This is a genomic window from Endozoicomonas sp. NE40, from assembly GCF_040549045.1.
GTDB classification, from domain to species: domain Bacteria; phylum Pseudomonadota; class Gammaproteobacteria; order Pseudomonadales; family Endozoicomonadaceae; genus Endozoicomonas_A; species Endozoicomonas_A lisbonensis.
In genome coordinates this window covers 2,300,847-2,310,000 of record NZ_JBEWTB010000002.1, presented here as the reverse complement: position 1 = coordinate 2,310,000, position 9,154 = coordinate 2,300,847, and the positions used below count along the sequence as shown (strand labels likewise).

Here is a 9,154-nt window from a genome sequence, read left to right as displayed (position 1 = left end):
CCGTGTACGTACAAGCAGTGGGAGCCTACTTTGTTAGGTGACTGCGTACCTTTTGTATAATGGGTCAGCGACTTATTTTCAGTGGCAAGGTTAACCGAATAGGGTAGCCGTAGCGAAAGCGAGTCTTAATAGGGCGCCATAGTCGCTGGGAATAGACCCGAAACCGGGCGATCTATCCATGAGCAGGTTGAAGATCAGGTAACACTGATTGGAGGACCGAACCCACTGTCGTTGAAAAGCCAGGGGATGACTTGTGGATAGGAGTGAAAGGCTAATCAAGCCCGGAGATAGCTGGTTCTCCTCGAAAGCTATTTAGGTAGCGCCTCTTGTCTCACCATCGGGGGTAGAGCACTGTTTGGGCTAGGGGGTCATCCCGACTTACCAACCCCATGCAAACTCCGAATACCGATGAGTGCAATCAAGGGAGACACACGGCGGGTGCTAACGTCCGTCGTGGAAAGGGAAACAACCCAGACCGTCAGCTAAGGTCCCAAAGTAATAGTTAAGTGGGAAACGATGTGAGAAGGCCCAGACAGCCAGGAGGTTGGCTTAGAAGCAGCCACCCTTTAAAGAAAGCGTAATAGCTCACTGGTCGAGTCGGCTCGCGCGGAAGATTTAACGGGGCTCAAACTATTCACCGAAGCTACGGGTTCAATGTTTTACATTGAGCGGTAGAGGAGCGTTGTGTAAGCGGTTGAAGGTGTGCCGGGAGGCATGCTGGACGTATCACAAGTGCGAATGCTGACATGAGTAACGATAAAGGGAGTGAGATCCTCCCTCGCCGGAAGACCAAGGGTTCCTGCGCAACGCTAATCGGCGCAGGGTGAGTCGGCCCCTAAGGTGAGGTCGAAAGACGTAATCGATGGGAAACAGGTTAATATTCCTGTACCCCTTTTGACTGCGACGGAGTGACGGAGAAGGCTAGGCCAGCACGGTGATGGTTATCCGTGTTTAAGGTCGTAGGCTGTGGGTTCAGGCAAATCCGGACCCACAAAGCCGAGAACTGATGACGAACCGGCTACGGCCGGGAAGTGGTTGATGCCATGCTTCCAGGAAAAACTTCTAAGCTTCAGGTCAAAAGGGACCGTACCCCAAACCGACACAGGTGGTCAGGTAGAGAATACCAAGGCGCTTGAGAGAACTTGGGTGAAGGAACTAGGCAAAATGGCACCGTAACTTCGGGAGAAGGTGCGCCGGCTGGTGTGAAGGGCTTGCCCCGTAAGCACCGGCTGGTCGAAGATACCAGGTGGCTGCGACTGTTTATTAAAAACACAGCACTGTGCTAACACGTAAGTGGACGTATACGGTGTGACGCCTGCCCGGTGCCGGAAGGTTAATTGATGGGGTTAGCTTAGGCGAAGCTCTTGATCGAAGCCCCGGTAAACGGCGGCCGTAACTATAACGGTCCTAAGGTAGCGAAATTCCTTGTCGGGTAAGTTCCGACCTGCACGAATGGCGTAACGATGGCCACGCTGTCTCCACCCAAGACTCAGTGAAATTGAAATCGCTGTTAAGATGCAGTGTATCCGCGGCTAGACGGAAAGACCCCGTGAACCTTTACTACAGCTTCACAGTGGATCTTGATGTTGCTTGTGTAGGATAGGTGGGAGGCTTTGAAGTGTGGACGCCAGTCTGCATGGAGCCAACCTTGAAATACCACCCTGGCAATATTGAGGTTCTAACCCAGGTCCCTTACCGGGATCGGGGACATTGTGTGGTGGGTAGTTTGACTGGGGCGGTCTCCTCCCAAAGAGTAACGGAGGAGCACGAAGGTTGGCTAAGCACGGTCGGACATCGTGCGGTTAGTGTAAAGGCACAAGCCAGCTTGACTGCGAGACGTACATGTCGAGCAGGTACGAAAGTAGGTCTTAGTGATCCGGTGGTTCTGAATGGAAGGGCCATCGCTCAACGGATAAAAGGTACTCCGGGGATAACAGGCTGATACCGCCCAAGAGTTCACATCGACGGCGGTGTTTGGCACCTCGATGTCGGCTCATCACATCCTGGGGCTGAAGCCGGTCCCAAGGGTATGGCTGTTCGCCATTTAAAGTGGTACGCGAGCTGGGTTTAGAACGTCGTGAGACAGTTCGGTCCCTATCTGCCGTGGACGTTGGAAGTTTGAGGAGAGCTGCTCCTAGTACGAGAGGACCGGAGTGGACGAACCACTGGTGTTCGGGTTGTGTCGCCAGACGCATTGCCCGGTAGCTAAGTTCGGACGGGATAACCGCTGAAAGCATCTAAGCGGGAAGCCCCCTTCAAGATGAGACTTCCCTGAGGACTAGATCCTCCATAAGAGACGTTGAAGACTACGACGTTGATAGGCTGGGTGTGTAAGCGTTGTGAGGCGTTGAGCTAACCAGTACTAATGACTCGAGAGGCTTGACCATATAACGCCAAAGCGATTTGGTGCCATGCACTAGAGAGTGTAGAGCAAGAAATACAGCTTAAGTTGAAGATTCCAGAGTAACTAGTAACTAGCTTCTAGACACTAGAGACTCAAACCAGTTTTGCCTGGTGACCATAGAGTGTTGGAACCACCCGATCCCATCCCGAACTCGGAAGTGAAACGACACATCGCCGATGGTAGTGTGGGGATTCCCCATGTGAGAGTAGGTCATCGCCAGGCACTTATTAGAGAACCCTGATAGAGAAATCTGTCAGGGTTTTTGCTATGTGTGGAAAAAACAAACGACACATCACCGATGGTAGGCAGAAAATTGCTCCTCGGCTCTGGCTTCCTGCTTCGCCCTACCTCCTGAATCCCTTCAGTCGTGCATTTTCTGCACTCCCGCCATCCGTGACGGTCGTGTGGGGCTTTTTACCCCGGAGCCATGTGAGAGTAGGTCATCGCCAGGCACTTATTAGAAAACCCTGATAGAGAAGTCTGTCAGGGTTTTTTCTATGTGCAAAAATAAAATAGAAAAAAGCATCGCTAAATATAAAACATTTATCCCGTAGCCATGATGGTTTGTCTGACTGTAATCATTTCTAACTCCAAACTATTGTTCTCCATCAATAACCTCTTGTGCAGTTAACGCAGAATAAGTGTTTTTGAAGGAGACCGTGTTGTGAAGATAGTCGTTTATAACAGGCAAACAGGCGATAAGTGGGAATCTGCTGTCAGGAAAGCTTTTCCTGATGCCGATGTTCGACAGTGGAAAGAAAATCAGGAAGCAGAATGGTTAGCTGACTATGGCGTTATCTGGCAACCACCGATTGAATTTTTCGAGAACCAGACAGCTTTAAAAGCCGTTTTTAATCAGGGTGTTGGTGTCGATCATCTGGTTAATATGAAGGGGCTTCCAGAAGAGCTTCCTATTTATAAACTGCGTGGTGTCGGTATGGAAAAGCTGATGTCGGAGTATGTTGCTTATGGAGTGATGCACTTTTACCGTAACTTTGACGTTTATCGTCAACAGCAGGAAAAACGACTCTGGAAAGGCTTTAAAATAGCGGACAAGTCTCAATGGACAGTGGGTATATTAGGGCTCGGCACTATTGGTAAGGCCGTAGCCACTCATATTCGGGAGCTGGGTTTTCCTGTGTGTGGCTGGAGCCGAAGCCCCAAAGATATTGAGGGGGTCAGAACTTTTACCGGTAATGATGGTCTGAGTGAACTGCTGAAGCAGTCCAGAGTGCTGGTTTCCCTGCTGCCTGCAACAGAGTCAACTTACCGGTTACTTAACCACGAGTCGCTGGCACAGTTGCCTGAAGATTCTGTCCTGATCAATGGTGGCCGGGGTTCAGTGATTGACCTTGAGGCTGTTCAGAATCTGCTGGATACCAGACACTTGCGCGGAGTGGTTCTTGATGTGTTTGAAAAAGAGCCGTTGGATGAGAACCATCCCCTATGGCAGTACGAACAGGTGATAATTACGCCCCATATTTCAGCGCCAACCCCAAGGGAAAAGGCGATGGAGCAGATAGCCGCTTACATTGAACAGTTTGAGCTGGGTGTCATACCTGAACCCATAGATCGATCTTTGGGCTATTAAACTGGAACTCTGGGAGCGAACCATTAAAATACCGCCTTCACGAGATTAGGGGTTTTATTATGGCGATTAACTGGTTTCCCGGGCATATGCACAAGGCTCGAAAGGAGATCAAAAAGGTTATTCCGGAAGTTGATCTTATCATCGAAGTTCTGGATGCCCGGCTTCCTTTCAGCAGTGGAAACCCACTGGTGCCATCCCTGCGTGGAGATACGCCTTATATCAAGGTGCTTAACAAAAGCGATCTGGCTGATCCGGTGGTGACCCAGCAATGGCAGCAGCACATGGAGAAGGAAAAAGGTGTAAAGGCTATTGCCACCACCAATAACCAGCCAGACAAAGTGCGCGGCCTGCTGCCCCTGGCGGAAAGTATGGTAAACCGCAACCTGGAGTTGAAGCCGTTGCGAGCCATGATTCTGGGGATTCCCAACGTGGGCAAGTCCACCATGATCAATACACTGGCTAACCGGATTATTGCCAAAACCGGCAATGTGCCGGCGGTGACCAAACAGCAGCAACGCATCAAGCTGCCGAACGGTATGATTCTGCTGGATACTCCGGGTTTTCTGTGGCCCAAGCTGGAACCGGAAGCCTGCGGTTATCGTCTGGCGATTTCCGGTGCCATTAAAGATGCAGTGATTGAGTACGAAGATATTGCCTACTTTGCGGCTGAATACTTTTTGAAAGCTTATCCGGAAGCTCTGAAACAACGCTTTCAGATTCATGACCTGCCAGACAATGAGATTGAGCTGATGGATGTGATTGCACAACGCCGTAACTGTATGCGTCGTGGTGGCATTGCTGATACTCACAAAGTCTCTGAAATTCTTCTGAATGAATTCCGCAGTGGTGGCCTTGGTCGCCTGAGTCTGGAAACTCCCGATATTATTGAGCATGAGATGGAAGTTTTGATGGCGCAGAAAGCAGAGGAAGAAGACAGGAAAGAAGCCAAGAAAACTTCCCGCAAAAAAAGACGATAGTTTAGCCAGGTGATTTTTTAATCAGATTCGAAGTCAGGCGGTAAAAACAGAACCGCCTTACTTCCCTCTCTCAGTCGTGCTACGTTTATCCTGTTAAAAAAGAATAATAAAACAGGTTCTATAATGCAGCTGTCACTCAAGGCAAAGTCGCTGAAACAAAGGTGGCTTATGCGATTTTTTTTGTTCATCTTTTCTTTACTGCTGATTCTTTTTTTGTGGGTGATTAATACACTGCGGGGCAGCCTCCCTACACTGGACGGCAATGTTCAGGTACAGGGGATTGATTTCCCTGTCACCATTGAACGTGACAGCTATGGAGTTCCCTCGATAATTGGCAATAATCGGACCGATGTTGCTTTTGCCACAGGTTATCTTCATGCTCAGGAGCGCTTTTTCCAGATGGATCTTGGACGGCGAAACTCTGCCGGTGAGCTATCGGAGCTGGTTGGCTCAGTGGCACTTGAACACGATAAACGACAACGGAAGCATCGATTCAGACTGGTTGCTCAACAGGCTGAAACGTTGCTGCCCGACAAACATCTGCAAATTCTTAATGCTTACACAAAAGGTGTTAATGCTGGCCTGACGGATCTGGATTCCAAACCCTTTGAATACTGGTTATTAAATGTTGAGCCACAGCCCTGGACCAATGAAGATACCTTTCTGACAGTATTCAGCATGTATCTGGACTTAAACGACGGTGATGCAGGGTTGGACAAGGCCAAAGGGTATCTGGAACAGGTTGTTCCCAGAGAGGTTGTTGAATTTCTGTCCCCTTTGTCAACACGCTGGGATTCCCCCCTGGTTGCAGACAGTCTTCCCGCACCAGCCCTGCCAGATTCAGGGCAGGTAAACCTTCGTGACAAGCCACAGAGTACCTATAAGAACCTGACGGGAACATTGGTTGAAGAGGCTGCCATTGGTAGCAACAACTGGGCGGTATCCGGTGCTTTGACCCATCATGGTGGCGCTATTGTCGAAAATGATATGCATCTGAGCCACAGGGTTCCTAATGTCTGGTACCGGACGCAGTTTCGATACCCTCATCCAGATAACAATCAGCCTGATGTTCGAATAACCGGTGTTTCTCTGCCGGGAACCCCGATCATTGTTGTTGGCAGTAATGGCTCTGTAGCCTGGAGTTTCACCAACAGTTATGGCGACTGGGTCGATCTGGTTACTCTGGATATAGAAGGCAATGTTTATCAGACGAATGAAGGCTTTGAGTCTCTGTATCAATGGTCTGAAACAATCCTTGTAAAAGGTCAGGAACCAGTCATTGTTGACTATCAGTCCACCCGGTGGGGGCCGGTTGTTGAATCGCTTTCGGGGGATAAACAATACGCGTTACGCTGGACGGCACATAACCCAAACGCAACAAACCTCAACCTGATAGGGCTGGAAACGGCTACAACAGCCAGACAGGCAATGACCGTTGCCAGTACCAGCGGTATTCCTCCACAGAACTTTACCGCAGGAGATCGTCACGGCAGCATAGGCTGGACAATCGCAGGTCGAATACCATCAAGGCTTGAGCTGGATTCAACGTATCCCCTCCCGTGGGATCAGGCAGACTTACAGTGGTCGCGGTGGCTGACAACCGATGAATACCCGGCAGTGACTAACCTAGAGTCTCACCGGATATGGACTGCCAATGCCCGGGTTGCTTCCGGTGACAATTATAAAAAGCTGGGTAATGGTGGCTACGCGCCCGGGCCCAGACAATTGCAGATACGAAATGCTCTGATGAGCCTTGAACAGGCTGATGAAGACGCCATGCTGGCGGTTGCTCTGGATCATCGGGCCATTTATATGAATGGCTGGCGACAGTTAGCTCTGGATGCTTTAACAGAACCTGAAAGAGCGGATAATAGCGGTCGACAGTCGTTTTATCGCTATCTGTCAGAATGGTCTGGTAAAGCAGCGGTTGATGATGTTGGTTATCGCCTGGCCCGGGAGTTTAACGACAGCGTAACGCTTAAAGTACTGCAATCGCTGGGGCGCTACTTTTTTTCCCTGTCAGAGTTGTCCCTGTCAGAATCTTCCCCGGATATTGATGACAGCTGGTTGCAGCGGTTAAACCATGAAGAAGAAATGATCTGGCGGTTACTGGATGAGCGTCCGATGCACTGGCTCAGCCCTCAGTATGAAAGCTGGAATGAACTGTTGCTGGAATCCATTGATGACGTCATTGAAACCCTTGGCGGGGAATCCGGGTTGGCTCAGGCAAACTGGGGGCTGCGTAATACGGCTAAGATTAACCATCCTCTCAGTTCTGCCCTGCCAGTTATTGGCCAGTGGCTGAATATGCCTGCGGTACCGTTAAGCGGGGATATCTGGACTCCCAGGGCTCAGAAGCCATCTTCAGGTGTCTCTGAGCGGATCGTTGTTGCGCCAGGGCGTGAGGCTGATGGCATTTTCCACATGCCCGGAGGTCAGAGCGGGCATCCATTATCGCCTTTTTACAAGCTGGGCTATATGGATTGGGTGAATGGCAGCAAGACGCCTTTTTTACCTCAGGAGACCCGATATACATTAACGCTGCAGCCTGGCGACTAAGTGTTCGGTTCAGAAATGGCAGGGAGAAATTGCCCCTGAAGATCCTGTTGATAAGCTTCAGGCAGCTCGTCGGGGTTCCCGGCAGTCATCACAAAATGACTTTCATCCATGGTCAGCCCCATGGGTTTGAGCAGTTTGTTCACATCAGCCATTATGCCCTGGCGGCGAAGCCTGATGTCCGAAGGGTTGGTCATACCGTCACTGTTAATCAGGAAACGAACCCTTTTCCAGCGGACCAGTTTGTCATCGGGCTCACAGTTAAGCATTACGGCAAAGTTCTGCAGGTCTTTCTGCCACTGCTCAGACTCGGTGCAAGGGGTATGAATGTCGGTATAAAACAGAATTCGATCCGCCTGGTCAGGCCCAAGCTGAGACATCGTGTAGTCTGTACCAGACGACGGAAGACTTGTGATATCTCCAGCTCCCGACCTTTTATTGAGTTGTTGCTGAGCAACCAGTGAGGCTTCTTTCTGACTGACGGGTTCGCTGGCCATAACCGCAGTCGTGAAACCGGGGTGAAATGAGATATCTTTGTATGAATTATCAGATGATTGCACCTTTCCGGTTGTTTGACAGGTCGTTTCAATCCTGTCAGTCATCTGATGGCTGTTACGACCATAGATAACCATTTTTCTGGGAGCAATTGAGCTGTCTGCCAGTAGCTGTACAGGTTTGTCGGCTGACAGGTGTTCTGTGGCAAACACGGTTGGAGCAATACAGGTTTTATAGGGTTGAAGAAACAGCCGTATCTTAAGGTTCTCTCCAGCGTTGTCTTCCAAAGCTTTCATAAACTGGACAGCAAATTTGCGTACCGCCGATGTTGATGTGTTGTTCACCGGCTTCAGCAGATCTGTTGCTCGCTGTATTTGCCATTCCATTATTTTGGGGTCTGAGCTGAACCGGGTGATACTGGCAACATATTGAGCTGCCTTTTCATTACCCGTCTGAGTTTTCTGGCTCATATATTGTTCAGCCATTGTCTGACAGGCATTGGCAAGGCTGATTCGAACAAGTCTGCTATGAGACGAACTGCATTTTTTCAGTTCTTTTTCCATTGACTCTGTACTACGGGTCAGGCTCTCTGTGTCGTTTGCTTCGGCATATTGCTGACCAAGCTGACTGTAAGCATTGCAGCGCCAGTCTGCCAACTCTTCACTTTGCTCTTGCTGGTGTCTGGCCAGTTTATCGATCAGCTGGTGAGCAGTACGGCTGGCCTGCGGATCATTCCTCTGCAGGAGCGTGTGAACCAGATCCTGCGAACGTGAAACGACAAACGACCGGGCTTTGCTACTTACGCCTGCCAGCAGCCTTGCCAGACCGACACAGACTTTAACGGTGGTGACATGTTTAACGGTGCGTTCAGAAAGAGCAGTAGGGAGAACCTGAAGCTGAGGGCTGGCGCTTAAGTAAGAGATGCCTTCCTGTGTTGAAACACTGGAACTGCGGAATCTTCCATGCTTTTTTTCAGGTGCTTTGGTCTGAGGTGATGAAAGGTCAGAAATCCCTGAGCTGGAAGCCGTGCGCCTGAAAACCATAGTGCTGTCCCTGTATGAAAATGCAATTTTCATAATAAAGTTAAGCAGTTAATGGTGTTGGCGGCTAGCAGTTCAGCAGGGCAGCCGG

Annotated in this window: 4 protein-coding genes and 2 rRNA genes (1 of these 6 running past the window's edge); 5 read left to right on the top strand and 1 reads right to left on the bottom strand. The window is 50.0% G+C overall.

From position 1 onward, the window contains the following. The 5 genes from V5J35_RS11490 to V5J35_RS11470 all read left to right on the top strand — a co-directional run. Positions 1–2,387 (top strand): 23S ribosomal RNA (locus tag V5J35_RS11490) (it extends 506 nt beyond the left edge of the window). A 123-nt stretch (positions 2,388–2,510) separates the two neighbouring features. Then, positions 2,511–2,626: ribosomal RNA gene (rrf, locus tag V5J35_RS11485) — 5S ribosomal RNA — on the top strand. 442 nt (positions 2,627–3,068) lie between these two features. Further along, positions 3,069–3,995, top strand: coding sequence for a 2-hydroxyacid dehydrogenase (locus V5J35_RS11480; RefSeq protein WP_354007273.1), 927 nt, complete (start codon positions 3,069–3,071; stop codon positions 3,993–3,995). A 59-nt stretch (positions 3,996–4,054) separates the two neighbouring features. Beyond that, the gene (gene ylqF, locus V5J35_RS11475; RefSeq protein WP_354007272.1) at positions 4,055–4,972 is read left to right on the top strand and encodes a ribosome biogenesis GTPase YlqF; all 918 of its coding nucleotides are present in this window, start codon (positions 4,055–4,057) and stop codon (positions 4,970–4,972) included. A gap of 168 nt (positions 4,973–5,140) precedes the next feature. Continuing rightward, on the top strand, positions 5,141–7,531 hold the full coding sequence (locus V5J35_RS11470; RefSeq protein WP_354007271.1) for a penicillin acylase family protein: 2,391 nt from the start codon (positions 5,141–5,143) through the stop codon (positions 7,529–7,531). Here V5J35_RS11470 and V5J35_RS11465 read toward each other — a convergent pair. Next, positions 7,528–9,066 carry a hypothetical protein gene (locus tag V5J35_RS11465; protein WP_354007270.1) on the bottom strand — a complete coding sequence of 513 codons (1,539 nt, stop codon included), beginning with the start codon at positions 9,064–9,066 and terminating at the stop codon, positions 7,528–7,530. The genes V5J35_RS11470 and V5J35_RS11465 overlap by 4 nt on opposite strands. Positions 9,067–9,154: the final 88 nt, after the last annotated feature.

What these genes read in the sequence shown, in the direction of transcription:
- V5J35_RS11470 (WP_354007271.1), top strand. Translation starts at nt 5,141, where the DNA reads ATGCGATTTTTTTTGTTCATCTTTTCTTTACTGCTGATTCTTTTTTTG.
- V5J35_RS11465 (WP_354007270.1), bottom strand. Translation starts at nt 9,066, where the DNA reads ATGGTTTTCAGGCGCACGGCTTCCAGCTCAGGGATTTCTGACCTTTCA.
- ylqF (WP_354007272.1), top strand. Translation starts at nt 4,055, where the DNA reads ATGGCGATTAACTGGTTTCCCGGGCATATGCACAAGGCTCGAAAGGAG.